The organism is Cellvibrio sp. BR (assembly GCF_000263355.1).
In the GTDB taxonomy this organism is placed as follows: Bacteria; Pseudomonadota; Gammaproteobacteria; order Pseudomonadales; family Cellvibrionaceae; genus Cellvibrio.
Window position 1 is genome coordinate 356,273 of the sequence record NZ_JH668201.1, and the last position, 26,172, is coordinate 382,444.

At 50.2% G+C, this 26,172-nt stretch carries 25 protein-coding genes; 22 read left to right on the forward strand and 3 right to left on the reverse strand.

Annotated features, from left to right (window positions below):
* The first annotated feature begins 112 nt into the window (after nt 1-112).
* Entirely contained in the window at nt 113-1,198 is a 1,086-nt protein-coding gene (locus tag O59_RS06770; RefSeq protein WP_007640848.1) for a DUF2235 domain-containing protein, read from the forward strand.
* Nucleotides 1,199-1,304: 106 nt separating this feature from the next.
* Here the strand turns inward: O59_RS06770 and rhlE are convergent, their stop codons facing one another.
* Nucleotides 1,305-2,690: an ATP-dependent RNA helicase RhlE gene (gene rhlE, locus O59_RS06775; RefSeq protein WP_040391665.1), complete on the reverse strand. Its 1,386-nt coding sequence runs from the start codon at nt 2,688-2,690 to the stop codon at nt 1,305-1,307.
* A 239-nt stretch (nt 2,691-2,929) separates the two neighbouring features.
* Nucleotides 2,930-3,829 carry a peptidoglycan DD-metalloendopeptidase family protein gene (locus tag O59_RS06780; protein WP_007640853.1) on the reverse strand — a complete coding sequence of 300 codons (900 nt, stop codon included), beginning with the start codon at nt 3,827-3,829 and terminating at the stop codon, nt 2,930-2,932.
* 336 nt (nt 3,830-4,165) lie between these two features.
* Between O59_RS06780 and O59_RS06785 the strand changes: the two genes are divergently transcribed.
* Both O59_RS06785 and O59_RS06790 read left to right on the forward strand, forming a co-directional pair.
* A complete protein-coding gene (locus tag O59_RS06785; RefSeq protein ID WP_007640856.1) occupies nt 4,166-5,491 on the forward strand; it encodes a PAS domain-containing sensor histidine kinase in 1,326 nt (441 codons plus the stop codon).
* Between the two features lie 2 nt (nt 5,492-5,493).
* Nucleotides 5,494-7,053: a sigma-54 dependent transcriptional regulator gene (locus tag O59_RS06790; protein WP_007640857.1), complete on the forward strand. Its 1,560-nt coding sequence runs from the start codon at nt 5,494-5,496 to the stop codon at nt 7,051-7,053.
* Nucleotides 7,054-7,141: 88 nt separating this feature from the next.
* Here the strand turns inward: O59_RS06790 and O59_RS06795 are convergent, their stop codons facing one another.
* A complete protein-coding gene (locus O59_RS06795; RefSeq protein ID WP_007640858.1) occupies nt 7,142-7,342 on the reverse strand; it encodes a PA3496 family putative envelope integrity protein in 201 nt (66 codons plus the stop codon).
* Nucleotides 7,343-7,592: 250 nt separating this feature from the next.
* Here O59_RS06795 and fliE point away from each other — a divergent pair, with 250 nt between their 5' ends.
* The 19 genes from fliE (at nt 7,593) to flhA (ending at nt 26,156) form a co-directional block, all read left to right on the forward strand.
* Nucleotides 7,593-7,967: a flagellar hook-basal body complex protein FliE gene (gene fliE, locus O59_RS06800; RefSeq protein WP_007640861.1), complete on the forward strand. Its 375-nt coding sequence runs from the start codon at nt 7,593-7,595 to the stop codon at nt 7,965-7,967.
* 83 nt (nt 7,968-8,050) lie between these two features.
* On the forward strand, nt 8,051-9,754 hold the full coding sequence (fliF, locus tag O59_RS06805) for a flagellar basal-body MS-ring/collar protein FliF (protein ID WP_007640863.1): 1,704 nt from the start codon (nt 8,051-8,053) through the stop codon (nt 9,752-9,754).
* Nucleotides 9,755-9,791: 37 nt separating this feature from the next.
* Nucleotides 9,792-10,778 carry a flagellar motor switch protein FliG gene (fliG, locus tag O59_RS06810; protein ID WP_369728428.1) on the forward strand — a complete coding sequence of 329 codons (987 nt, stop codon included), beginning with the start codon at nt 9,792-9,794 and terminating at the stop codon, nt 10,776-10,778.
* Nucleotides 10,779-10,874: 96 nt separating this feature from the next.
* Nucleotides 10,875-11,750 (forward strand): flagellar assembly protein FliH, encoded by an 876-nt coding sequence (locus O59_RS06815; RefSeq protein WP_007640867.1) that lies wholly within the window; start codon nt 10,875-10,877, stop codon nt 11,748-11,750.
* Between the two features lie 5 nt (nt 11,751-11,755).
* On the forward strand, nt 11,756-13,141 hold the full coding sequence (fliI, locus tag O59_RS06820; protein ID WP_007640869.1) for a flagellar protein export ATPase FliI: 1,386 nt from the start codon (nt 11,756-11,758) through the stop codon (nt 13,139-13,141).
* Nucleotides 13,142-13,179: 38 nt separating this feature from the next.
* A complete protein-coding gene (gene fliJ, locus O59_RS06825) occupies nt 13,180-13,632 on the forward strand; it encodes a flagellar export protein FliJ (RefSeq protein WP_007640870.1) in 453 nt (150 codons plus the stop codon).
* Between the two features lie 189 nt (nt 13,633-13,821).
* Complete coding sequence (locus O59_RS06830; protein ID WP_007640872.1) at nt 13,822-14,127, forward strand: STAS domain-containing protein; 306 nt, start codon at nt 13,822-13,824, stop codon at nt 14,125-14,127.
* Nucleotides 14,128-14,180: 53 nt separating this feature from the next.
* On the forward strand, nt 14,181-15,890 hold the full coding sequence (locus O59_RS06835; RefSeq protein ID WP_007640874.1) for a fused response regulator/phosphatase: 1,710 nt from the start codon (nt 14,181-14,183) through the stop codon (nt 15,888-15,890).
* Nucleotides 15,891-15,914: 24 nt separating this feature from the next.
* Nucleotides 15,915-16,247 (forward strand): Hpt domain-containing protein, encoded by a 333-nt coding sequence (locus tag O59_RS06840; RefSeq protein ID WP_007640876.1) that lies wholly within the window; start codon nt 15,915-15,917, stop codon nt 16,245-16,247.
* A 95-nt stretch (nt 16,248-16,342) separates the two neighbouring features.
* Nucleotides 16,343-17,794: a flagellar hook-length control protein FliK gene (locus O59_RS20960; protein WP_007640878.1), complete on the forward strand. Its 1,452-nt coding sequence runs from the start codon at nt 16,343-16,345 to the stop codon at nt 17,792-17,794.
* Between the two features lie 235 nt (nt 17,795-18,029).
* Nucleotides 18,030-18,587 carry a flagellar basal body-associated FliL family protein gene (locus O59_RS06850; protein ID WP_007640887.1) on the forward strand — a complete coding sequence of 186 codons (558 nt, stop codon included), beginning with the start codon at nt 18,030-18,032 and terminating at the stop codon, nt 18,585-18,587.
* A gap of 10 nt (nt 18,588-18,597) precedes the next feature.
* Nucleotides 18,598-19,653, forward strand: coding sequence for a flagellar motor switch protein FliM (gene fliM, locus O59_RS06855; RefSeq protein WP_007640893.1), 1,056 nt, complete (start codon nt 18,598-18,600; stop codon nt 19,651-19,653).
* Entirely contained in the window at nt 19,643-20,047 is a 405-nt protein-coding gene (gene fliN / locus O59_RS06860) for a flagellar motor switch protein FliN (protein ID WP_007640894.1), read from the forward strand. Before fliM ends, fliN begins: the two co-directional genes overlap by 11 nt.
* A gap of 8 nt (nt 20,048-20,055) precedes the next feature.
* Nucleotides 20,056-20,655 carry a flagellar biosynthetic protein FliO gene (gene fliO / locus O59_RS21355; RefSeq protein WP_081489662.1) on the forward strand — a complete coding sequence of 200 codons (600 nt, stop codon included), beginning with the start codon at nt 20,056-20,058 and terminating at the stop codon, nt 20,653-20,655.
* A gap of 4 nt (nt 20,656-20,659) precedes the next feature.
* A complete protein-coding gene (gene fliP, locus O59_RS06870) occupies nt 20,660-21,520 on the forward strand; it encodes a flagellar type III secretion system pore protein FliP (protein ID WP_007640900.1) in 861 nt (286 codons plus the stop codon).
* A 10-nt stretch (nt 21,521-21,530) separates the two neighbouring features.
* A complete protein-coding gene (fliQ, locus tag O59_RS06875; RefSeq protein WP_040391667.1) occupies nt 21,531-21,803 on the forward strand; it encodes a flagellar biosynthesis protein FliQ in 273 nt (90 codons plus the stop codon).
* Nucleotides 21,804-21,835: 32 nt separating this feature from the next.
* Nucleotides 21,836-22,621: a flagellar biosynthetic protein FliR gene (gene fliR / locus O59_RS06880; RefSeq protein WP_007640904.1), complete on the forward strand. Its 786-nt coding sequence runs from the start codon at nt 21,836-21,838 to the stop codon at nt 22,619-22,621.
* Between the two features lie 33 nt (nt 22,622-22,654).
* Nucleotides 22,655-23,809, forward strand: a complete 1,155-nt coding sequence (flhB, locus tag O59_RS06885; protein ID WP_007640905.1) for a flagellar biosynthesis protein FlhB — start codon at nt 22,655-22,657, stop codon at nt 23,807-23,809.
* A gap of 124 nt (nt 23,810-23,933) precedes the next feature.
* Nucleotides 23,934-26,156: a flagellar biosynthesis protein FlhA gene (flhA, locus tag O59_RS06890; RefSeq protein ID WP_007640907.1), complete on the forward strand. Its 2,223-nt coding sequence runs from the start codon at nt 23,934-23,936 to the stop codon at nt 26,154-26,156.
* The last annotated feature ends 16 nt before the right edge of the window (nt 26,157-26,172 follow it).

Consider the following 26,172-nt stretch of genomic DNA (forward strand, 5'->3'; position numbering starts at 1 on the left):
TGAATTTAATTCTTTCAAAGGCGGCGCAAGCCGCTTTTTTTATGCATCAAATTTGTGACTATTGGCCCTTATTAATTTAATAAGCAAACGAATAAGTGGAGGGAGCTTAAATATGGCAAATACTTGGGTGGTGTGTATTGATGGTACCTGGAATAGCCCCGGTCAAACCGATACAGATCCTGTCGATCATCAAGAATCTGTTACTAAAACCAATGTGCAAATTTCATGGGAGGCGCTCACCCAGTGCGACTTAAATAGTGCCAGCCCTTATGGTGCTATTGAGCCACTGGCCGGGCAGGCCGGAGCAGCGATTTATTTAAATGGAGTAGGCAGTAGCGGCAGTGAAAAATGGCGCAATTTTGAAGGCTCCACCGGCACCGGCACTTCCGAGCGCATTATTGATGCGTACCAATTTTTAGCGCAACGCTGGCAGCCGGGCGATGCAATTTTTGGTTTCGGTTTTAGCCGGGGTGCCTTTGCGGTGCGCAGTTTGATGGGGTTTATTCATTGTGTTGGTTTGCCTGAACATAGGCGCATTTTAGGCTCCACTGAATTGCTGTCGCTCTACGAGAGCTATCGCAAAAATAAAGTTCCCGCAAATGCCCCAGGCATGCAGCCAGCGGCCATCCATTTTCTTGGCGTGTGGGACACGGTGGGGGCGTTGGCATTTGGCGATGGTTTTAACGATTACCATCAATTGAGCCCTGGAAATATTCAAATCTGTTGTCAGGCGCTGGCGCTGGATGAGCAACGCAAACAATTTTTGCCGGAATATTTTAAGGCGAGCAATGCCACCCAGCAGATTAATCAAGTCTGGTTTGCTGGTGTGCACTCGAATATTGGTGGTGGTTATGTCGATACAAATTTATCGGATATCACTTTATGTTGGCTGCTTAATAGCGCCAAGCAAGCGGGGCTGAAGCTGGATGTGAGCCAATTGCCTGGTTTTTATGCGCAGAGCCCTGAGGGGGAAATTCGCCAGAGTTATCAGGAGTTTTGGAACACAATGCCGGATATAGGTAAGTGGGTAGAAAAATTTGGTTGGTTAAAAGTAGCACGCACTATTGAACCGGGCCAAAAAATTCACTGCAGTGTTATTCAGGCCATGCAACAGGGTTATAAACCTGCGGCAAAAACAGCAGAGGGGATTACGTTTAGTAGCCTTGAGTTGGAGCCTTGGGGATTTAACGATGTGTGAGCCATAAAAAAGCCCCGCATTCTATAAGCAATACGGGGCTTTTTTAGCATGCTTTTAGTCTGCAAATTTATCGCACAGACAAACTAAACATTTATTTGTGGAAACATCAATTTGCTGCTTGTGGGCGACGTGCACGCTGTGCAGGTTTTCCAGCGCTGTTGCCACTGCGATTTCCCGCGTGTTGCTGGCCTTGCGGTTTACGCTGCGCGCCATCTTTTGGCTGGGATTTACCATTACCATTTTTCGGTTTTTGGCCCAGTGCCGGTTTTTTCGCCGCTGAGCGGCCATTGCCATTACCTGCGCCAATGGTCATACGGCGACCCAGTACAATCGGTTCGGCTTTGGCGTTCGGGTCTGGTTCAAAACCGCTGATAATTTCTTTATCAATGTTGCGTTTGATCAGCTTTTCAATATCGCGCAAGAATTTATCTTCATCGATACAGACCAGTGATACCGCAATACCTTCTGCATCGGCGCGACCGGTACGACCAATACGGTGTACGTAATCTTCCGGTACGTTGGGCAATTCAAAATTCACTACGTGCGGCAGTTGGTCGATATCAATACCGCGCGCAGCGATATCGGTGGCAACCAGTGCGCGAATCGCACCGCGTTTAAAATCTTCCAGTGCTTTGGTGCGTGCGCCTTGGCTTTTGTTGCCATGAATCGCTGCTGCACTAATACCGTCGTCTTGCAATTGCTCGGTCAATTTATTCGCGCCGTGTTTGGTGCGGGTAAAAATCAACACTTGTTGCCACTCACCTTTGTTAATCAGATGTGACAGCAATTCACGTTTGCGATTGCGATCAACGGGGTAAACAACTTGCGTTACCCGCTCAGAGGCGGTGTTGCGGCGCGCGACTTCAATCAGCGTGGGCTGATTCAATAGTTTGTCGGCCAGCGCTTTGATTTCATCGGAAAAAGTTGCCGAGAACAGCAGGTTCTGGCGCTGTTTTGGCAGTAATGCCAATACTTTTTTGATGTCGTGAATAAAGCCCATATCGAGCATACGGTCGGCTTCGTCCAGTACCAAAACTTCAACCTGACGCAGGCTGACGGCATTTTGGTTGACTAAATCCAGCAAGCGGCCGGGAGTGGCAACCAGAATATCTACGCCACCGCGCAGTTTCATCATCTGCGGGTTAATGCTCACGCCACCAAACACTACGGTAGAGCGCAATGGCAGATATTTACCGTAATCGCGCACGCTTTCAAACACTTGCGCAGCGAGTTCGCGCGTAGGAGTCAAAATCAATGCGCGCACCGGGCGACGGCCAGCGGCTTGTTCGGCTGGAGCTTGACTCAGTTTTTCCAACAGCGGCAGGGTAAAACCCGCGGTTTTACCGGTACCGGTTTGTGCGCCTGCAAGGATATCGCCACCTTTTAATACGGCGGGGATCGCTTGCAACTGAATAGGAGTAGGAGTGCTGTAGCCCTGATCGGCAATAGCACGCAGAATATCGGCCCGCAGACCGAGAGTATCAAACGACATAAAGTTTTCCTGTTGCTCGGCCTCCCGCGTGGCGGGCAAGGTCTGGCGAGCTGAGATGTGGCAAACACACGAGGGTGTTTGGCAACAGAGGAGGGTGACACTGACCTTAAGGGTGTCGGCGCGCATGGTACGCAGTTGATGAATAATATGCCAGATACTTTTACGCTGGCCGATGAGCGGTTGTTTTTTGGGCGATTGGATGTTTGTGTGTTTTCAGTAATTGATGGGGATCATCATTGCTACATATCACACAACCGCTGCCCCGCGATGGGCACAAAGGTTTGCGAGGATTTGCTGGCGATAAATTTGAAGGGAACTGCGGTCATTTTCAGGCCGGTATTGCGGTGGATCACAAAATGCAGGTGCGGGCCGCTGGAGTAGCCGGAGCTGCCCGAGCGGGCGAGGGTGGTGCCGGCGGTGACTTTGTCCCCCTCACGGACGATGGCAGTGCCGAGCAGTATGTGGCCGTAAAGGGCGAAAGTGCCGTCTTGGTGGAGGATGCGTACGTAGTTGGCTTTATCCAGAAAAAACTTATCCACGCCGCCCATGTGGTAATCGTCTTTAACGGCGATGACGACGCCATCCCTCGCCGCTTTAATGGCGGTACCCACCGGGAGGGCGATGTCCACTGCATAGCGACTGCTGTCGCCATGGTGGGAGAATTTACCGTTGAATCCCTGGGTAATACGATGACAGCCCAGCGCATCGGCGGGTAGCTGATATTCCTGCGGGCCCGGTGTAAGTTTGGGGTCGCCGAGTTGCCATTTATAGGTGAAGGGCTCGATGGTGCCTGCCGCGCTGAGCAGCGTTTTTTTACCCAATGCAGGAATTATTTTGGACTGGCGCTGCTTGGCTTGTGGGGAGCGCAGCTCTACTTGAATGGGGGCGTGAAAAGGGTTTTGCACCACTAAATAATTTTTGCGTTTAGCCTCGTTTTTATCCACATAAAACACCGGTTCAACTTTTTGTTTTTCCGCGCTTTTCAGGGTAAGTGTTTCGGCGGTCGGTTCCTTGGGCTTTTTATCGGTGAAGCGCCATTTGCCGCTAGCATCCTGGTATTTGTAAATCTCGGCGGCCTGCAAGGGCATTACCGCAAGTAATAAAGCCAGTGTGAAGGTCTGCTGTAATTGGCGGCGCATAATAATCCCTGAGTCCTATTCGTATCCAATTTGATCGGGTATCCGGTTTGAGATGACGTCAAACTGTCGCAATTTATACGCTAATCCGCGTGAATTTTATATCGTCGGTTGTGTCGATTTGCATCACCCTCATTGCGATAGGCGATGTTCCGAGCGAGCCAATAGTTTGACTTGATCTAGTAGCTGATACTCGTAACTCATTGATAATAATAGCTAAATAATGTTGGCATCGCGCTTGCAAATACCTTGGTATAGCAGCTTCACCGGCGCCTAATCCGTTAACTTATTGACGGTTTTCAGGAGGCGGTGAAGTGAAATTGGCGATCAGGGGTTTTTATGACACAAGCGCTTTTGAATACCGTGGACAAGGCAGGGTTAACCTTGGTGCCCTCGGGTGATGTGGCCAAGGTTCCTGCGGGTGCATTGCTTGCCAAGCCACTTATCAACGAAAAAGTGCTCACGGAAAAGCGTCAGGGTTCAAAAACGGTGTTTACCTCCCTCGATCAACTCTCTGATCAATTAGCCGACTCCTACTATCTGCTGGAAAACCGCGTTGCTGAATTAAATGAAGAGCTAAGCAGCCTGAGCGATCGCCGGTTACAGGAATTAGCGGAAAAAGAAAAACTCGCTAATCGTTTGGAAAGCTTGCTCAATTTTTTACCCGGTGGAGTGGTGGTACTGGACTCCTCTGGTCGTGTGTCCGAATGCAATCCGGCCGCGTTGGATTTGTTGGGTGAGCCTCTGCAAGGTGAACTATGGCGTGAGGTGATTAAACGCAGTTTTGCACCGCGTCAGGACGATGGTCACGAAGTCTCCTTGCACGATGGCCGTCGTATTAGTATTCAAACCCGCAATTTGGGTGAAGACGGGCAAATTATTTTGCTCACCGATCAAACCGAAACCCGCCGTTTGCAAAGTGAATTAAGTCGCCATGAGCGCTTGTCCGCACTGGGCAAAATGATGGGTGCGTTAGCACATCAAATCCGCACGCCGTTGTCCTCTGCCATGTTGTATGCCGGTCATTTATGCAATGGCAAATTGGATGACGAACGTCGCCAACAATTCTCCGAAAAAATTCTTGGGCGTTTGAATAATATCGAGCGTCAAATTCAAGACATGCTGTTTTACGTGAAAGGCGAGTTGCCGTTGAACGATGTAATCAGTGTGGCGCAATTGCAAACAGAATTGGCCGAAGCGATGGAAGTACCGCTCATGACCAGTGAATCCAGTTGCGAATGGGTGATGAATTGCCGCGAAGAATATATTCAATGTAACCGCGATGCCTTGGTGGGCGCGGTATTGAATCTGGTCAACAACGCTATTCAAGCCGTGGAGCGCAAAGCGCATTTGCGCATTGAATTTAATAGTTATCCCAAAGCACTGAATACCGCAGTGCAACACAATTCTGCGTTGGATCAGGAAACGCCGCGCTTATGGATTCGGGTGTGCGATAAAGGCCCTGGCATGTCGCCGGAGTTGCTTAATTCTGTTGGCGATTTATTTGTAACTACCAAAGCCCAGGGTACGGGTTTGGGCTTGAGTGTTGTGCAGGCTGTTGCACGCGCGCATCACGGAAAATTTTTATTGCAATCGACGGTTGGTAAAGGCACTTGCGCAAGCTTGTTAATTCCTTTTGCAACCTTTCAAACCCAGGGGAACTAATCATGGCCTTAGCATTGCAACAAGCTGGCTTTGAAAATGCGATTAATGTATTGGTCGTGGAAGATGACAATAATCTGCGCGAGGCCTTAACCGATACGCTGCAGTTGGCGGATTACGCCGTGATTGCGGTGAACAGTGCGGAAGAGGCGCTGAAACAACTCGCGCTCTACAGCGATATTCGCATGATTGTCTCCGACGTAAATATGGGTGGCATGAGCGGCCACGATTTACTGCGTTGCGTGAAGCAGGATTATCCGCAAATTCCCATGATGTTAATTACCGCATACGCCAGCATCAGCGAATCGGTTGAGGCGATGAAACAAGGTGCGGTGGATTATTTAGTAAAACCCTTTGCGCCACAAACGCTGGTGGAAACGGTGGCGCGGCATTTGGGTGTTGCGCAAATTTCTGGCGATGAACCGGTGGCTATGGCACCGTCCAGTCAGCAGTTATTACGTTTGGCGCAGCGTGTAGCGCAGTCGGATTCTACGGTATTGGTAGTGGGTGAGTCGGGTACGGGTAAAGAAGTGTTGGCGCGTTATATTCACGATCATTCTCCGCGTCGCCATCAACCCTTTATTGCAATTAATTGCGCCGCGATCCCGGAAAATATGCTGGAAGCCATGTTGTTTGGCCATGAAAAAGGTGCTTATACCGGCGCACACACCAGCAGCCCTGGTAAATTTGAGCAGGCCAATGGCGGCACTTTGTTGCTGGATGAAATTTCGGAAATGGATATAGGCTTGCAAGCAAAATTGCTGCGCGTATTGCAAGAGCGCGAAGTGGAGCGCTTGGGTGGCCGCAAAACAATTAAGTTGGATGTGCGCGTTATCGCCACCTCTAACCGCGATATGCGTAATGAAGTCGTCGCCGGAAAATTTCGCGAAGACTTGTATTACCGTTTAAGTGTATTGCCTTTGCAGTGGGCGCCGTTGCGCGATCGTATGGAAGATATTATTCCGTTGGCGGAAAAACTGTTGCAAAAACACGCACACAAACAAAATCGTCGCGGTGTTAATTTGTCGCCTTCCGCGCAGCAAATGTTGCTGGCTTACCCTTGGCCGGGCAATGTGCGTGAGTTGGATAACATTATGCAGCGCGCATTAATTTTGCAGCCGGGTAAAACTATTCAAGCGGAAGATTTAGGCTTGGGCGGTGAGGGCACTTATTCACAAAGCCCCACCAACTACAGCCAGAAACCGAATTTACTGCAAGCGGCGCAGGCGGTTAACCCAGTTATGGATGACGGCGGAGACAGGCAGCCATCTTTTGCTGCGCAGGCTTTTGCCAATGCCAGCTTCCGCGCCAGTCAATTTTCTGTCGGTGCGGTGAATAGCGAACACTTGGCGTTGGTAAGTAATCAACCGGTGCAGCATTCGTCATTAAATAATCCCGCCTTGGGTAATGACCTTAAACAGCGCGAATACGAAATTATTATGAATACCCTGCGCAACGAGCGCGGCAGTCGCAAAAATACTGCCGAACGTTTAGGTATTAGTGCGCGTACCCTGCGTTATAAAATTGCGCGTTTGCGCGAAGAGGGTTACGAAATTACCGAATGATATTGTTTGCCTTGATCTACTAAAAACGCCCGCCGGTAATTAAACCAGCGGGCGTTTTTTGTTTGAGCTTGTTTCGATGTGTATTTGGCTAGTGCATATATTCAAATTCGTATTCACTGGTTTCCCTGCGCAGTTTCCGCTCTTCCCATTTCTCTTCCAGTTTGCGGCGACATTCCATGTTGCGGCGTATTTTTTGTTTCTTGCTTTTTGATACCACAACATCGGCAATAAAATTTGCCATGGCCTCATCAATCATTTCCAATTCGTTGTGCATAGTGAGCAGATTCATGCCTATCTCCTGTTAATGCGAATGGTCGAGTCCAGCACGGGCAAGCTTAGTGATGCTCAATGACAAAGCGATGAACAAAACGCGACAAATTGATTAATCCATACCCAATATTGGCGCGCAACAGGCAAGCGGTTGCCGAGCGGCAAATGTTGGCCTGCTTTGTGCAAAATCCCCTGCAGAGATGAAATTTACGGGTGAACTGCCAATTTATTGTCGCCCGGCATAAATAGAGCAACAGGGGATTTACATCATGACTGATCGCGTTGATATCAGCAGGCTATTGGGTGATATGCGTGCCATGAAAGCGCAAACCCAGGCATTCCAACGCCCGCAAGGGGTTGGTGATGTACCGAATGGAATGCGCAGCTTGGGCGCTTTGCCAGTAGAGGGAACCACCAAGGTTCCCAGCTTTGGCGATTTAATGACGCAAGCAGTCAATAAAGTTAACGATGTGCAAAAAACCTCTAGCGCTATGGCAGAAGCTTATGAGCGCGGTGTGGCAGGGGTGGACATTACCGATGTGATGATTGCCTCGCAGAAATCCTCGGTGGCGTTTCAAGCGACGGTGCAAGTGCGCAATAAGCTGATCGACGCCTACCGCGATGTCATGAATATGCCTATTTAATTGATCACTTTTATTGCGCATTTTTTATTGGTTAAGGTTTTACAGAATTACCGCAAGCACATTATCGATAAGGTATAAAAATTATGGCTACTCCCGCCACCACAGGTACAGAAAAATCTCCCGCCCAACCACGTTTGGGTGGCGATTTTTTAGAAGGCCTCAGTAATCTGAATTTGCTGCGCCAGATCGGATTGATGGTGACACTGGCGGCCAGCGTTGCCATTGGTTTTGCGATTGTGATGTGGATGCAGGGTGATGATTACCGCCCGCTATACGGCCGCATGGATAATTTGGATGCCGCTAACGTGGTGGATGTGCTTGAACAAAATCAAATTAACTTCAAGGTGGATCAAAGCAGCGGCGCAATTCTGGTAGCAGCGGAAGATGTGCACATGGCGCGCCTTAAACTCGCTGAATTTGGTTTGCCTTCCAGCCCGACCCAGGGCTTTGAGTTGATGGATAAAGAGCAGCCCCTCGGCACCAGTCAATTTGTTGAAAATACTCGTTACCAGCGCAGTATTGAAGGCGAGTTGGCGCGCACCATTACCAGTATCAACAGTATTCGCAGTGCGCGCGTGCATTTGGCAATTCCGAAAAAAACCGTATTTGTGCGCGATACTGCCAACCCAACCGCATCGGTTTTTGTGGAGGTGTTTGCGGGCAGGTCAGTGGACGCTGCGCAAGTGAAGGCCATTATGAATTTGGTGGCATCCTCAGTGCCCGGCATGAATATGGCCGATGTGACAGTGGTAGATCAGCACGGTAATTTATTATCGACTGGTGAGGAAAGCGCGGATTTATTACTGGCGGCCAAACAGCATCAATACTCCAAAGAAGTTGAGACCAGTATCATCCGTCGCATCAATGGCATTTTGGAGCCTGTTGTTGGTGGTGGAAAATTCCGTGCAGAAGTTAGTGCGGATGTGGATTTCACGGCAGTAGAGCAGGCAGCAGAAACCTTTAACCCCGACTTGCCTGCTATTCGCTCCGAACAGGTGTTAAATGAAACGCGCCGTGCGGGTGATGTGGCCGCCGGTATTCCCGGCGCTTTAACCAATCAACCACCGGGAACTGCTGAGGCGCCCGAACAAATTGACCCGGCTACTGGGCAACCTGTTCCGCCAGCCACCCCCACCAATAATCGTGAACAAGCTACGCGCAATTACGAGTTGGATCGCACCGTTAGCTACACAAAACACCAGCAGGGCACACTCAAACGCCTGACGGTAGCAGTGGTGGTGGACGATAAAATTGTTAAAAACGCCGAGGGTGTAGAAAGCGCGGTACCATGGACAGAGGCTGAACTCGAACGTTTGTCTATACTGGTACGCGATGCCGTTGGTTTTAGCGCGGTACGCGGTGACAGTGTGAATGTATTGAATTCCCCCTTTGCCAACCGTGTACTTGATCCTGGCGCGAGCATGGAGCAAGTGCCTTGGTGGCAGGAATGGATTATTCCGAATATGAAATACATCGCCAGTGTGTTGGTGATTTTATTGATCGTATTTGGTTTGTTGCGCCCTATGTTCAAAAGCCTTGCCAAACAAGGTGGCGCAATTGCCGAAGAGGAAGAGGCGCGCCAATTGGCCGCGCTGGAAGCGGCGGGTGCGGCAGGTTTGGATGGCATGTCGGATGAAACAGTAACCCTGACTGGCGGCCATGCGCTGATGTTGCCCGGGCCAGAACAGGGCTACGAAGAACAACTCAATGCAATTAAAGGCTTGATTGCCGACGACCCGGGTCGTGTTGCCCAGGTGGTTAAACAGTGGATAAATCGCGATGACTGATGCCAACGATAAGGCGGTCGCTAAACCCAAACTCAATATGCGCTATGTCGACCAAGCTGCCATTTTATTGATGTCGCTTGGCGAAGCCGATGCCGCCGAGATTCTCAAGCACATGGGGCCAAAAGAAGTGCAGCGCATTGGCGGTGCCATGACCCAGCTGCAGAATGTGCAGCAATCCCAGGTGCAGTTAGTGCTGGGGAATTTTCTGGATGAAGTGCGCACCCTGACCGGCCTTGGTGTGGGGGCGGATAACTACATCCGCAAGATGTTGGTGACGGCGCTGGGCGAGGACAAAGCCAATAGCTTGATCGACCGTATTTTAATCGGCGGCAATACCACCGGTTTGGATACCCTCAAGTGGATGGATGCGCGTTCGGTGTCCGATATGATCCGCAACGAACACCCCCAAATCCAGGCGATTGTAATCGCCTACCTTGAAGCGGATCAGTCCGCTGAAATCCTGACGTATTTCCCCGAGAAAGTGCGCCTGGACATTATGATGCGCGTCGCCTCGCTCGATACAGTACAGCCGAGCGCGCTGCAGGAATTGAACGATATTCTGGAAAAACAATTCTCCGGCAACGCAGCATCGCAAACCAAAGCCATGGGCGGTTACAAAGTGGCGGCGGAAATTATGAACAACCTCGACGGTTCTATCGAAGCCGAATTGATGGAAGGCATCAAGGAAATCGACGAGGACATGGGCAACCAGATCCAAGACCTTATGTTCGTGTTCGACAATCTCAAAGATGTGGACGATCGCGGCATTCAGTCGCTGTTGCGCGAAGTGTCATCCGATGTGTTGGTGGTGGCGCTCAAAGGCGCCGACGACGAACTCAAGGAAAAAATCTTCAAAAATATGTCCAAACGCGCGGCCGAACTCTTGCGGGACGATCTGGAAACCAAACCGCCAATGCGCTTGGCAGACGTGGAAGCAGCGCAGAAAGAAATTCTTATTACCGCGCGCCGTATGGCCGATGCGGGCGAAATTATGCTGGGCGGTGGTGGCGATCAAATGGTGTAAACCATGAACATCTTGTTGTCATAACTGTTGTTGTCATAAATATTGTTGTCATACCCGGGAGCGCGGGTATCTATTCAGCGTTAATGAGAGTCATCCATGTCGGAAAACAGCTTGCCCAATCGCATCGCCGCAGAGGATGCAGATAACGTTACTGCCTGGGTGCTGCCACCGGTGTCGGATAATGGGCGGGTGTTATCCTCCGCCGAAAAAGAAGCCCGTGAGCGCCGTGAGCGGTTATTGCGTCGCGAACAGGAAACGATTGAGACAGTAGAAATTCCGCAAGAAGCGCCACCGCAAGTGGGTATGACCGCCGAAGAAATGCAGGCAATTTTTGATAGCGCCGAAAAAGACGGTTTTGAGCAAGGCCACAAAGAAGGTTTTGCCAAAGGCAACAGCGAAGGTTTTGAAGCGGGGCGCCAGCAGGGCTTGATGGAAATGCGTGCGCAGTTAGTGGCGGAGCAACAGCGTTTCCAAAAGTTGGCCAACGCCTTACTGGAGCCACTTTCAGCACAGGATGACGACGTAGAAAACCTGTTGCTGGATGTGATTTGTACCCTGACCCAAAGTGTGGTGCAGCGCGAGCTTTTAACCGACTCCTCCCATATCACTGCACTGGTAAAAAGTGCGGTGAATGCCTTACCCATCGGCAGTAAAAATATTCGTGTCTGCCTGAATCCCGATGACCTGGCGGCAGTGGAAACCTATGCCGCCGAACAACAACTCGACTGGCAATTTTTTGGCGATGGCGAATTACTGCCCGGTGGCTGCCGTATAGAAACGCCTGAGAGCCGGGTGGATTTTTCTGTGTCCACTCGCTTGCAAACCCTGCTGGAGCAGTTTGTGAGTAAACAATTGGCATCGGGTGACGATGCAGATGAAGATGACGATTATCTTGATGCGCATTCCGCCGCTGAGCCGGCAGGTTCTTCGATAAAAGGTTCGGCACTTCCTGAACCGGGCAATGAGGCCTGATCGCCATGGCTGAACGTTCGTCAATCAGTTCGCGCCTGCGCGGATATGCGCCGCGCAAAGTCACGCCTATAGAGCCACAGGCCGAAGGCCGGATTACGCGCTCGGTGGGTTTGACCCTGGAGGCGGTGGGGTTGAACGTATCCGTCGGTCGCCAATGTGAAATTATCAATAGCGATAACCGCCGTATCGAAGCCGAAGTGGTGGGCTTCGCGGGCGATAAAGTGTTTTTAATGCCCATCAAACGGGTGGAAGGTTTACAGCCGGGCGCACGGGTAGTACCTGTCGCCACCCAAATGGGTATGCGCATTGGTCCGCAATTGTTAGGGCGTGTGGTGAACGGTATAGGCCAGCCACTCGACGGCAAAGGCCCTTTGATTGGCGATGAGTTCCTCGATTTTAATCCCCGCGAAATAAACCCCTTACAGCGTCACCCGATCAGCGAACCGCTGGATGTGGGTGTGCGTGCGATCAATGCGCTTATTACCGTCGGGCGCGGACAGCGCTTGGGGCTGATGGCTGGTTCAGGCGTGGGTAAAAGTGTACTTATGGGCATGATGACCCGCTTTACCACCGCCGACGTGGTAGTGGTTGGGTTGATCGGGGAACGTGGTCGCGAGGTGAAAGAGTTTATCGACCATATCCTGGGCGAAGAGGGGTTGCGCCGTGCGGTAGTGGTGGCATCCCCCGCCGATGATGCGCCCCTAATGCGCCTGCGTGCGTCGCAGTTGTCCAGTCGTATCGCCGAGTATTACCGCGATCAAGGTTTGAATGTGTTGTTGCTAATGGACTCACTCACCCGTTTTGCCCAGGCGCAGCGTGAAATTGCACTGGCGATTGGCGAACCACCGGCCACGAAAGGTTATCCGCCTTCGGTGTTTGCCAAAATTCCCCAATTGGTTGAGCGCGCCGGTAATGCCGCGCAGGGCGAGGGTTCTATCACCGCGTTTTACACCGTATTGACTGAAGGCGATGACTTGCAAGACCCCATTGCCGACTCGGCGCGGGCGATTCTTGACGGTCACGTAGTGCTGTCACGGCGTTTGGCGGAGGAGGGGGTTTATCCTGCAATTGATGTAGAGGCCTCTATCAGCCGGGCGATGCAAAATATTGTGGACGATGAGCATTTAAAAATGATGCAGCGCTTCAAGCAGTTGTTGTCGCGCTATCAACAAAATCGCGATTTGATTGCCATTGGTGCCTATACACCGGGTGCTGACCCGGAAACCGACATGGCGATTGAGCGTTTCCCGCACTTGCGCGCCTTTATCCAGCAGGGGATTCGCCAGGGGGTTCATATGCCTGAGTCAATCGCCAACCTGAAAGCGCTGCTCAAACCGCCTGCCAACTCCAAGGGTGCCAGCCCACTGGCGGCCCAGCATCGCAATAAATAGTGCCTCCTTTCCGGGCTGATAATCCAAGCGAATAACCTATGGCTGAATCACGCGCAAAACGCATGCAGGTGGTGTTGTCCCTTGCCAAAAAACAAGAGGATGAAGCCGCCAACAAACTGAGCCAGTATCGTGAGCAGTTGGTGCTGGAGCAGCGGCAACTGGTTGAGCTGCGCGACTATGCCGCCCAATACCTAAATGCCCAAGGCGCGCTGCGCGAGGGAATTCTCGCCCATGAATTAATCAACTACAGCAGTTTTATCTATCGCTTGAATGAGGCCTGCACTGAGCAGGAAGCCAAGGTAGCGCGTATGACCAGGCTGTTGGAATCGCTACAGCAGCAGTGGCGCGTAAAGCATCAAAAGCGCAAGTCGATTGAAGAACTTATTGTTCGGTTGCAGCATGAGGACAACCTGATTGCCGACAAGCTGTTACAAAAAGAGCTGGATGACCTCAGCGCGCAACAGTTGCAGCGCCAGCGGGACAGCACCTGAAGGCAATAGCCTCTGAATAGGTTATGAATTGGACAAAGAATAGGCGCGCACAGGAATAAAAATGAATTTGGCCTTGGTGCGTGGTTTTATAGTCTATCCTTAGCAAATACAGCTCCCCTGGCTCCGTAACAACCGTCAAAAAGAGCTGTTGAATTGGAAATGTCCGGACGTTTTTTGAAGAGGTAAGACATGGCGATCACGTCAACAGTATCCCCTGATGGCAATCAAGTCACGATATACATCCAAGGTCGCTTCGACTTCAGTTCCCATCAGGAATTTCGCAGCGCGTATGAAAAATTAACCCAAACCCCCATTCACTACCGTGTTGACCTGCAGGGTACTTCCTACCTGGATAGTTCAGCGCTGGGCATGTTGTTGCTGTTACGCGACTACGCTGGTGGAGAGCAGTCCAATATACAAATTGTGAATTGCGCTCCCGATGTGAAAAAGATTTTATTAATTTCTAACTTTGAACAACTGTTTGATATCCAGTAAAGGTTTTTTGCCTCTCTTGATCTGCGGTTTATGTGCTGTATGGATGCGATCCTATGAATGAAGTGCGCCGTCTTAAAATTCTGGTTGCTGACGATACAGATACAGACCGCCTGATTCTTGAAAGCATTGTGCGTAAGGAAGGGCATAGTGTGGTTTCTGCACGCAACGGTATTGAAGCTATCGCTGTTTACGCCGATGAAAAGCCCGACATAGTGTTATTGGACGCGCTGATGCCGGAGCTGGATGGCTTTGGTGCAGCGCGTAAAATCAAAGAGTTGGCGGGCGATGAATTAGTCCCGATTATTTTTCTCACCTCCCTGTCTGATACTGAATCGCTGGTGCAGTGCCTGGATGCCGGCGGCGACGATTTTCTCTCCAAACCCTACAATCGCGTCATTCTGCAAGCCAAGATCAAATCCTTTAACCGCATGCGCGAAATGCATAGCACTATGCTCACCCAGCGCGACCAAATTGTGCAGTACAACAATCGCTTGCTGCAGGAGCAAACGGTTGCCAAGCACGTGTTTGACAATGTCGCCCACAGTGGATGTTTGAATGCGGGCAACGTGCGTTACTTTTTGTCGTCGCTCGCGGTATTTAATGGTGATGTATTAGTGGCAGCCATGCGCCCCTCGGGCAGCATGATGGTTTTGCTCGGCGATTTCACCGGTCACGGATTGCCTGCTGCGATAGGCGCTATGCCCTTGGCGTCTACCTTTTACGGGATGGTGCCCAAAGGTTTTTCCATGACGGATATTTTGCGCGAGATAAACGCCAAGCTAAAAAATATCCTGCCCGTTGGCATATTCTGCTGCGCGACAATCATGGATATTAATTTCCGCAAAAAACACTTGAAAATTTGGAATGGCGGCTTGCCGGATTGTTTTATTTATCACCATAAAGACCGCCGGGTGAGTGTAGTTAAATCCACCCACTTGCCTTTGGGGGTGTTGTCTAACCGGGCGTTTAAAGATAACTGTGAATACTTTGATCTTGAAAAAGAGGATCGCATTTTTGCCTGGTCGGACGGCATTCACGAAGCGCGTAATACTGCGGGTGAAATGTTTGGTGAGGAGCGCTTACAAGCTGTGTTCACCAACAATCGCCAGCCGGAAAATTTGTTTAACGACATTATCGAAAGCGTGCAGCAATTTGTGGGCAGCAATGAAAAGGACGACGATCTTTCGCTGTTGGAAATCCGCATGGATGAGCCAGCGCGGGTAAATAGCTTTGCGCAGGAAGCGAGCGATAAATTTGGCAATTCGGAAATTGAATGGGCGATGGGTTTTGAAGTAAAACCCACCAGCTTTAAAGTATTTGACCCTCTGCCTATGTTGTTGAATGTATTGATGGAGGTGCCCAGCCTGCGAGCGTTTAGCAGCACGCTCTACACCATTCTCGCCGAGCTTTATACCAATGCTCTGGATCACGGGGTGTTAAAGCTGGACTCCAGCTTGAAATCCACCGCGGAAGGCTTTGCCGATTACTATCGCTTGCGCGAAGAGCGGATTAACACAGTGGCTGATGGTTTTGTGCGTATTCACATCACCCACAAAACCAACGAGAACGGTGGTTTGTTAAAGGTTCGTATTGAGGATAGTGGTGAAGGTTTTGATTACCGTGAGCGTGCTGTGAACACCTTATCAACCTTTGGCTACAGTGGCCGGGGTATCGCACTGGTGGAGAAACTTTGTGGTAGGGTTACTTATCTTGGCTCTGGCAACATTGTCGAGGTCGATTTTTCCTGGGTAAGTGATGATTAACCAATAAGTGCGAGCGGCCGAACCATGGAACATTTGGACTACGAAACCCTGAATACCCTGCGCCAAGTTATGGAAGACGATTTTGGCTTGTTGATCGACACCTTCATTCAGGATTCCAACGACCGCATTTTAATATTGCGTGAAGTGGTGAGCGGCACAGAGGCGGACCCTATACGCCGTGCCGCGCACAGTTTTAAAGGCAGTAGCAGCAACATTGGCGCGCTGCGCTTAATGACCCTGTGTTTGAGCCTTGAAAAGAAAGCCATGGCCAATAACTTTGAACAGCTTGAGTGGGATCTTGTAGAGATCGAACAAGAGTTCGCTCATGTGCAGGAGCTGTTACGCGCTCTTGATTAGCCAGTTTGGCACCTACCTTGCAATTCACCTCCTGAACCGAACTATTTAGTTGATCTTGCGGCAAACCCTTGCCGCGATCAGGTCAGGAGTAATTGATGAATAACGGCAACCTCTTGGATAGTCTGCTGGCTACAAGCAACGCCAGCACAGCACCCAAAAAAACGGCCAAGCCCCAACGCCAAACCTCATCCGCTGAGGGCTTTCAAAATACCCTGGAGCAGCTGCGGCCAAAAGTTGCCGCCCGCAAGCCTGAACCAACGGCAGCCCGTGCCGAACCTCATGCGCGCACCGATTCACATCGCCCTGATGTGCAAGAACCAAAGCCTGATATTCCTGCGCAAGCCCGCGCCCGTAGCGATAACCACCAGGAGCGTCCCGCAGCAACAACACCTGCCTTCGACAGCTCTCATTCAACCAGTAACGACCATCAGTCCCCTAACGCGAAAGTGTCTGCTATAGAGGGTGAGCAACTCACTGAAGAGGTATTAGTTGAGGAGGGGTTAGCATCTGGACTATCGACAGATACAGAAGCCGCGCTCCTAACGGAATTGGTTGATGACCAGCTAATCGTCACAAATACCGATGCTACCAGCCTGCCGCTGGAAGAAAATATAGAGGGTTTTCTGCTGAGCCTGGAACAACCGGGAATTTCGCTTGCTGAAACTACGCCGGAATTGGTGTCTGAGCTTCAGCTTGCGGGGGTGTTAAACCCGGCAGCTGATACTGAGGTGATATTGCCTCCAGCATTTGCTAATCAGTTGGCAGCTATGTCTGGTACGCCCCTCAGTGGTACTGCAGCGTCACCCCTAACACCGCTGGCTAATAATAGCGTATCTACAAACTTGCTAACCCCTGAGTTGATGGCGGAAGGGGAAACCTTGGCGCTTTCACAAGAGGGTGATTCGGAATTGTTAGTGGCTGATGGGGAGGTGTCAGATAACCCCGATTTGCTGTTACTGAACGCCAAAACCATTATGAACAAGCTGGCTGAAGCCAGTGCCAGCTCGCTGGATAAAGGCTCACCGGCAGGGGATTTGCCCAAGGCATTAACTGCTGCGGCTCCTGCCGTGGAGGCGCTCAGTCGCTTGAATGAAGCCCCGTCACCGGCGGCACGAAGTTTTGTGGTGCAAACCGGTGTGCCGGTCGCTCTTGGGCAACCGCAATGGGGTCAGGCGGTAGGTGAGCGGGTGTTATGGCTGGCGGCGCAAAATGTCAGTGCAGCAGAAATTCGCCTCGACCCACCCGAGCTGGGGCCGATGCAGGTGAGAGTCAGCGTTAATCAGGAGCAGGTAAACGTCAGCTTCACCAGTCCTCACCCTGCGGTGCGCGAAGTATTGGATCAACAATTAAACCGCTTGCGCGAGATGTTTTCGGAACAGGGGTTAAATCTGGTGGATGTTGATGTCTCGGATAAATCGTTTGCCCAGCAAGATCAGGAGCGGGGTGAATCGAGAAAAAATGGAACATCAGCTGCAGAGGATGAGGAGCTTGCGCCATTAACCAGTTCGATACTTGTCTCTAATAGATTGGTGGATCATTACGCCTGATCCAAACTTTCTTTCTTAAACACTCAATCCTCCCTTGCATAAGCATTCTGGCGTGTGCCCCTGATTCAGGGCGCACGCTAGCGCATTGTTTTTTCTCGCTTTTATAGGCTATTTCCCGCGCTAAACTTCGCAAAGCCCGGTTCCACTGCTAAGCTTTCTAGGGCGATACTGGCATAAGTATTGCTCGACCTCTTTTAAGTCCGCTATTAGCCCAAGAAAGTGACGGAGTTTTGACATGGCTCAGGCCCCCAAAAAAGCAAACGATGCCGGCGCTGATGCCGATGCAACCAAGAAAAAGAAAAAACTCCTATTGATGATTGGTGTGGCTGTGGCACTGGTTACGCTTTCTGTGGGGGGGACTGTGATTGCGCTTAAAATGTTGTCACCACCCGCCGCCGAAACTCCAGCCGCTGATGAAGCACCTGCACCTACCTTAGCTCCGGCTATTTATTTTGAAATGACCCCCAATTTCACCATTAACTTTACCGTTAACGGTCGTCAGCGTTATCTACAGGCAGCGATTACACTTTTATACCGCGACCCGGCATTGGAAAGTTTATTAACCCTGCACATGCCCGCTATTCGCAACGGCTTGGTGATGTTGTTAAGCAGTAAAAATTTTGATGAGTTGCAAACACCGGAAGGTAAAGAGCAACTTAAAGCCGACTCCTTGGTAGTTATTCAAACACTGCTAAAAAAAGAACAGGATGCACTGGCTGCCAGCGACCCCGAGAAAGAAGTCCCGCTCGCGACGGTTGAGCAAGTTCTGTTCACCAATTTTGTAATGCAATAAGGAAACCGCCGTGCAAGATTTACTCTCGCAAGACGAAATTGACGCGCTCCTTCATGGTGTCGATGACGGCGATATAGATACCGACTCGGACATAGAACCGGGTACGGTCAAAACCTATGACCTGACCAGTCAGGATCGTATTGTGCGTGGGCGTATGCCTACGCTGGAAATGATCAACGAACGTTTTGCGCGTTACACTCGCATCAGTATGTTCAACCTGTTGCGTCGCACCGCCGATGTCTCGGTTGGCGGCGTGCAAATTCAAAAATTTGGCGAATACGTGCACACACTTTATGTGCCTACCAGTTTAAATATGGTGAAATTTCGCCCGCTGCGCGGTACGGCATTAATTATTCTGGATGCGCGTTTGGTATTTAAATTAGTGGACAATTTTTTTGGTGGCGATGGCCGTCACGCAAAAATTGAAGGACGCGAATTTACGCCAACGGAATTGCGGGTGGTGCAAATGGTATTGAATCAGGCGTTTGTGGATTTAACCGAAGCCTGGAAAGCCGTTTTCCCCATCAATTTTGAATACGTGCACTCGGAAGTAAACCCATCACTCGCCAATATTGTTAGCCCGAGTGAAGTGGTGGTGGTCAGTACTTTCCATATCGAACTGGATGGGGGTGGGGGTGAAATGCACATTACTGTGCCTTACTCCATGATTGAACCCATTCGCGAAGTGTTGGATGCCGGTTTACAAAGCGATAGCGATGAACATGATGAACGCTGGGAAAAAGCGCTGCGCGAAGATGTGCTCTCCGCCAAAGTAGATTTGGAATGCGACATAGTGCGCCGCGATATTACCTTGCGCGATATTGTGGATTTAAAAGAAGGCGACATTATTCCCGTAGAGTTCCCGGATTATCACGTACTCACGGCGAATGGTGTGCCCATGTTCAGAACGCAATTGGGGCAGTCCAACGGTTTTCTCTCGTTGAAAATTCGTGAATTTATTGATCGTAGTAGTGCTTACAATATTACGGGCACTAAGGCAGAACAAATCGCAACTATGAAAGGCGAAAGCCACGCGGCTTCTAAGGGTGAAAAAAATGGCAAGTGATGATATCGATCAGGATTCAATGGCGGACGATTGGGCTGCGGCGATGGCTGAACAGGCCGATGTGGATGAGGCCATGGCTAATGCGGTTACTTTTGACGAATTAAAAAACGAACCGCTCAAGCAAGCAGCGGGTAGCCCTGATCTGGATGTGATTTTGGATATTCCTGTTTCTATTTCCATGGAAGTAGGGCGCACCTCAATTACCATCCGCAATTTATTACAGCTCAATCAAGGTTCGGTGATTGAATTGGATCGCCTTGCTGGTGAGCCGTTAGATGTACTGGTCAACGGCACTTTGATCGCGCACGGTGAAGTAGTTGTGGTCAATGAAAAATTCGGTATTCGTATGACCGATGTGATTAGCCCCGCAGAGCGCATTAAAAAATTGCGTTAGGAAATACCATGAGCCCCGCATTGTTTATGAACTTAAAACGGTTGCTGTGTGCGGGGCTATGTTGCATAGCGCTGTACTCTTACGCCGATCCCGGAAGCGATGCACCCGTCGCTGCAACTGCATCACCCATACAATCAAACGCAACATCCCCTACAACAACATCCGCTACAACATCAATCGCAACAACACCGGTTGCAACAAGCCCGGCGGCGATTAACGCTACACCTATTGGCGGTGGCCGCCATTTGGTAAGTGTGGTTATGGCGCTGTTTGGCATTATTGTGTTGATCTTTGCCATCTCCTGGTTTGTAAAACGTTTTGGTCAGGGCGGCTTTACCCAGAATCAACACATTAAAATTATCGCAACAATGCCTTTGGGGACTCGCGAGCGCATAGTGTTAATTGAAGCTGGCGGGCAACAGTTGCTCTTGGGCATAACTGCCGCGGCAATTAATACCTTGCATGTGTTTAATGAACCCGTAGTGTTGCCGGAAAGGGAGCCAGGTACTTCAGATTTTAGTCGTAAATTAATGACAATTTTGCAGCAAAAATCTTCTGGTGCGACCGGCGGAAAAAATAATAACAGCGACGATTCGGCAACAAGGTAGTCTTATGAATGCTCAGTGGCACAATCAATTCCGGCACTTGTTAAATACAATCGCCATATTATTTCTACTGTTGTTGGCGGGCACTGCATTGGCGCAAACCAATACGCCCAATGTGGCAGATCCAACAGCGGGTGGTTTACCCTTAACACAAGTATCGCCGAGTAATGTTGGCAGCCTACCTGCTATTCCAGGTTTGCCTGCACTGACGGTAAAAACCAATCCGAATGGCACGCAAGAGTACACAGTAACGCTGCAAATTCTCGCCATCATGACGGCGCTGACATTTTTGCCGGCATTATTGATGATGATGACTTCATTTACGCGGATTATTATCGTGTTTTCTATTTTGCGTCAGGCGCTGGGTTTGCAGCAGTCGCCGTCAAACCAAATTTTGATTGGTCTCGCGCTATTCTTAACCTTGTTTATCATGCAGCCGGTATTAAACAAAGTGAATCAGGATGCGCTCCAGCCCTACATCAATCAGCAAATTGGTGCACAGGAAGCGCTGGCAAAAACGGCCGCACCGTTTCACGCGTTTATGATTGCGCAAACCCGCGAGTCGGATATTTCGCTGTTTATGGGCATTGCTAAACACCCGCCTATCGCCACACCAGAGGAAACACCGTTTAGCATTTTGGTGCCGGCATTTATCATCAGCGAATTAAAAACTGCGTTTCAAATTGGTTTTATTATTTTCATTCCTTTTTTGGTGATCGACATAGTGGTGGCCAGTGTATTGATGGCCATGGGCATGATGATGTTGTCACCGCTGATTATTTCCCTGCCGTTTAAAATTATGCTGTTTGTGTTGGTGGATGGCTGGGCGATGATTGTGGGTACACTTGCTGCCAGTTACGGCGTGTGACGGAGGATTTATGTTAACGCCCGAAGTCGTCATGGATTTATTTGCCGAAGCCTTTTATCTCACTATTTTGATGTTATTAGTGATTATCGGCCCCGGTTTGATTGTGGGGTTGGTGGTGAGCATGTTTCAGGCGGCAACCCAAATTAACGAGCAGACACTGAGTTTTTTGCCGCGCTTGATCGTCACTATTATTACCCTGATGATTGCTGGTCCTTGGTTGCTTAATAAATTTATGGATTTATTTAACCGTTTGTTTTCCAGCGTGCCCAGCCTTATCGGTTAGCGCAAAACCACCTTCCATAGCGATTTGCCCATATGCAAGAACTGATTATCAGCGAAGAACAACTTATGCAATTTATCGGTCAGTATATCTGGCCGTTACTGCGCATTAGTGCGTTTTACTTTGCGGTACCAGTTATTGGCGCACGTACAGTACCTGCGCGGGTGCGTATTATTTTGTCGCTGTTCACGGTAATCATTCTGGTGCCCGTATTGCCACCAGCGCCTGTCGTGTCTTTTTTATCGGCACAGGGTTTTATGATGGTGATTCAAGAGGTGTTAATTGGCCTCGCCCTCGGGTTTTGTATGCAGGTGGTAATGCACGTATTTGTATTGGCCGGGCAGTTTATTGCAATGAAAATGGGTTTGGGTTTTGCGGCTATGAATGATCCCTCCAGTGGCGTGAGCGTGACTATTTTGTCGCAGTTTTATTTGCTCTTGTCCACGTTGCTATTTCTCAGTGTTAATGGCCATTTAGTCGTTTTGCAATTAATGGTGGATAGTTTTACTACGTTTCCTATCGGTGGTGCGGGTATAAATAGCGCGCACTTTGCGACCATTGTGGGTATGGGTTCCTGGTTATTCAGTGCGGCTCTGTTAATTACCTTGCCACTGTTTACATCGCTATTAATTGTAAATATGTCATTTGGTGTGATGAGCCGCTCAGCACCACAGATGAACGTATTTACGGTGGGTTTTCCCATCACGCTTATTCTCGGTTTTATTTTAATGTGGTTTACCTTCGCCAACTTCCTGCCAGTGTATTTTGACATTATGGAAGAGGGCATAGGTGTGCTGCGTACTTTGGCACTAACTCCTTAGGGGCTGCCCCTTAGGGTTTTATAGGAGCAACCTATGGCCGAAGATGACGACAGCAGCCAGGAAAAAACGGAAGAGGCCAGTGCCCGAAAACTTGAGAAGGCGCGCGAAGAGGGGCAGGTTCCCCGTTCACGCGACCTTACTACTACGGCAGTGTTAATGGTGGCGGCCATAGGCCTGTATGTTTTTGCAGAATTTATGGGCAACAAACTGATTGGGATCAGCCGTGAAAGTTTTACCCTCACGCGCGCGGCTATTTACGACCCCAATGCCATGATCGCCCACCTTGCGGCGGCTATTTACGACGGCCTGTTTAGTATTGCGCCCTTAATGGTTTTATTACTTGTTGCGTCCATTGTTGGCCCTATCGCATTGGGTGGGTGGAATTACAGCACCAAAGCCATGGAGCCAAAACTCAACCGCATGGACCCTATCGCGGGTATCAAGCGGATGTTCTCGGTGAAATCCCTCATTGAATTATTAAAAGCGCTTGCCAAAGTACTGGTTATTTTGGGCGGCACTATTTTTATCCTGAAGTTTTTTGCGCAAGACATGTTTCGCTTGGTGGATGAAAGCACCAATGTCGCCATCATTCATTCATTGGAAATATCTATCCTCGCCACTATTGCACTCTGCGCGACTACCATCGCGATTGCGGCGATTGATGTGCCGATTCAGATTTTTGAATACAACAAAAAATTAAAAATGTCGCGGCAGGATCAAAAAGACGAATCCAAAGATACGGATGGTAAACCTGAAGTCAAAGGCCGTATTCGCCAATTGCAGCGCGAAATGGCGCAGCGCCGCATGATGTCCAATGTACCGCAAGCCGATGTGATCATCACCAACCCGGAACACTTTTCGGTCGCGTTAAAATACGACCCCGAAACCATGGAAACGCCACTGATGATTGCCAAAGGTGGCGATCACACCGCGCTAAAAATTCGCGAAATCGCTAAAGCGCACAATATTGAAATTATTCAGTCGCCGGTATTGGCGCGCGCGATTTTCTACACCACCGAAGTGGATCAGGAAATTCCCTCCGGCCTGTACCTCGCAGTTGCCCAGGTATTGGCATACGTATTCCAGCTGCGCAATTACCGCAAAGGCAAGGGTGACAGGCCCGCTTATCCCCGCAATATCAACGTCCCGCGCGACTTGCGTTACAACGCCTCGGGTGAGGTGGATTAATCGCTGCACTTTTTATCGCTGTACTTTTTATTTATCGCCGTACTTTTTTAAGCGATTGCTATGAATCGGTACACTTCTTGCGATAAGCACAGGTAAATGATTTCACCGTCAAGAATCCGTGCTTATGGCCTTACCATCGTTTAACCAACTGAATAACTTCAACGGCAGAGCCGCGCTGGGTTCATTGCGCGGTATGGGGCGTGGCAATTTGGGAATTCCCATTTTGCTAATGATGCTGTTGGCGATGATTATTTTGCCGATTCCGCCGCTGCTATTGGATATGTTTTTTACCTTCAATATTGCCCTGGCGCTCGTTGTGTTGCTGGTGTCTGTGTATGCCATGCGCCCGCTGGATTTTGCCGCATTCCCCGCGATTCTTCTTATTGCCACCCTGTTGCGCCTCGGCTTGAACGTTGCCTCCACTCGCGTAGTTTTACTTGAAGGTCATAACGGAGGCGATGCAGCGGGGAAAGTAATTGAAGCTTTTGGTCATGTGGTTATTGGCGGAAATTTGGCGGTGGGTATTGTGGTGTTCATCATTTTGATGATCATCAACTTCGTGGTGGTAACCAAGGGTGCGGGCCGTATTTCCGAAGTGAGTGCGCGTTTTACCCTGGATGCAATGCCCGGCAAACAAATGGCGATTGATGCGGATTTAAACGCGGGTTTGATCGATCAGGATCAGGCGCGTACCCGTCGTCAGGAAGTCTCTTCCGAAGCGGATTTTTACGGCGCGATGGACGGTGCGAGCAAGTTTGTTCGCGGTGATGCGGTTGCAGGCATCATGATTATGTTTATCAATATTTTTGGTGGCTTGGCGATTGGTATGGCCCAGCATGATTTGCCATTTGGCGAAGCCTTTGAAAAATACACCATCCTCACTATTGGCGATGGTCTGGTTGCACAAATTCCCGGACTGTTGCTGTCGGTAGCCTCGGCGATTTTGGTGACTCGCGTTAACAGTGCCCATGAAATGGGGGCGCAGGTAGTCAGTCAGATGTTTGCGGCCCCTAAAGCTTTAGCTGTTTCGGGAATCATGCTGATCGTGATGGGGTTGATTCCCGGTATGCCGCACGTTGCCTTTTTGGGTTTGGGTTCTATTTGTGTCGGCCTTGCTTATTACATCCACTGGCGTAAACAGCAGCCTGCAGCCGTTGAGGACAATTCTTTTATTCCCGCAGGTACTCGCTTGGCTGGTGATGCACCAGGCGGTGGGCAGGGTGGTGCGACCATTGCGCCGCAGCGTATGACGCCCGCATTGCCAGCCGGTACTCCCGAGGCGCCCGAGTTGGGGTGGGACGATGTACAGCCTGTCGATGTGATCGGTTTGGAGGTTGGCTATCGCTTGATTCCGATGGTGGATAAAAACCAGGGTGGCGAATTACTGGGTCGCATCAAAGGTGTTCGCAAAAAGCTGTCGCAGGAAATGGGTTTCCTTATTCCCTCGGTGCACATTCGCGACAATCTTGACCTTAACCCCACGGGTTATCGCATTAGCTTGATGGGTGTGTCCATGGCTGAGGCTGATATCTACCCGGATCGTGAATTGGCGATTAATCCCGGGCAGGTTTTTGGTTCGCTGGAGGGGTTAAAAACCAAAGATCCCGCCTTTGGTTTGGATGCCATCTGGATCAACCCTAACCAACGCGAGCAGGCGCAAACTCTGGGTTATACCGTGGTTGACCCGAGTACGGTGGTGGCGACGCATCTCAATCAAATTCTGCAGCAGCATACCTTTGAGTTGCTCGGCCACGAGGACGTGCAAAAGCTGTTGGATATGCTGGCTAAATCATCGCCCAAATTGGTGGAGGAGTTGGTGCCCAACACGCTGAGCATCAACGCGCTGCTCAAGGTGTTGCAAAACCTGCTGCGCGAGCGGGTGCCGATTCGCGATATTCGTTCCATCGCCGAAGCCTTGGCGGGCAGTGGGATAAAGAGTCAAGATCCCGCCGCTTTGACGGCCATGGCAAGGTTGGCGCTGTGCCGTCAAATCGTCCAAAACATCATTGGCAACGAGCGCAACCTGCCTGTAATCACGCTTGAGCCTAGTTTGGAACAGTTATTGCTAAATACCGTTCAACAGGCACAAAAAGCTGGCGCTGATGACAGTGCGTTTATTGAGCCGGGCTTGGCAGACAGGTTGCAACAGTCGTTGATTAATGCAGCCCAGAAGCAGGAAATGGCAGGTAAACCGCTGGTTCTTTTGGTTGCCGCACCCTTGCGCTCCATGCTGTCCCGCTTTGTTCGCCACAGCGTTCCGGATATGCGGGTATTGGCTTATACCGAAGTGCCTGACAACAAACAGATCAGTATCGAGGCCAGTGTTGGCGCCGACAAAAACAACTGATGTGTTAAGTCAATTT